This is a genomic window from Providencia sp. PROV141 (assembly GCF_028481645.1).
Taxonomy (GTDB): Bacteria; Pseudomonadota; Gammaproteobacteria; order Enterobacterales; family Enterobacteriaceae; genus Providencia; species Providencia rettgeri.
Genome location: NZ_JAMPPR010000046.1, coordinates 1 through 1,059 on the forward strand (window position 1 = coordinate 1; position 1,059 = coordinate 1,059).

Sequence of the window (1,059 nt, forward strand, 5' to 3'; positions counted from 1 at the left end):
CTTACGGCGGTTCTGCTCGTGCATTCGACCAAATCGATAACGCACCAGAAGAAAAAGCGCGTGGTATCACTATCTCTACTTCACACGTAGAATACGATACTCCAACTCGCCACTACGCACACGTAGACTGCCCAGGACACGCCGACTATGTTAAAAACATGATCACTGGTGCTGCTCAGATGGACGGTGCAATCCTGGTTGTTGCTGCGACTGATGGCCCAATGCCACAAACTCGTGAGCACATCCTGTTAGGTCGCCAAGTAGGTGTTCCTTACATCATCGTTTTCCTGAACAAATGTGACATGGTAGACGACGAAGAGCTGTTAGAATTAGTAGAAATGGAAGTTCGTGAACTTCTGTCTCAATACGATTTCCCAGGCGACGACACTCCAGTTGTTCGTGGTTCAGCTCTGAAAGCGCTGGAAGGCAACCCAGAGTGGGAAGCGAAAATTGTTGAATTAGCAGGCCATCTGGATACTTACATCCCAGAGCCAGAGCGTGCAATTGACAAGCCATTCCTGCTGCCAATCGAAGACGTATTCTCAATCTCAGGTCGCGGTACAGTAGTAACAGGCCGTGTTGAGCGTGGTATCATCAAAGTTGGTGAAGAAGTTGAAATCGTTGGTATTCAAGACACGGTTAAAACAACTTGTACTGGCGTTGAAATGTTCCGTAAACTGCTTGACGAAGGTCGTGCGGGTGAGAACGTTGGTGTTCTGCTGCGTGGTACTAAGCGTGAAGAAATTCAACGTGGTCAAGTACTGGCAAAACCAGGTTCAATCAAGCCACACACTAAATTCGAATCAGAAGTTTATATTCTGAGCAAAGATGAAGGTGGTCGTCACACTCCATTCTTCAAAGGTTACCGTCCACAGTTCTACTTCCGTACAACTGACGTAACTGGTACTATCGAACTGCCAGAAGGCGTAGAGATGGTAATGCCAGGTGATAACATCAACATGATCGTTACCCTGATCCACCCAATCGCGATGGACGACGGTTTACGTTTCGCAATCCGTGAAGGTGGCCGTACTGTAGGTGCGGGTGTTGTTGCAAAAA

At 47.7% G+C, this 1,059-nt stretch carries 1 protein-coding gene; it reads left to right on the forward strand.

What is annotated here, in order from left to right; genetic code table 11:
- Nucleotides 1-1,059 (forward strand): elongation factor Tu (tuf, locus tag PSF09_RS20380; RefSeq protein ID WP_272684417.1); only part of this gene is annotated, 1,059 nt, incomplete at both ends.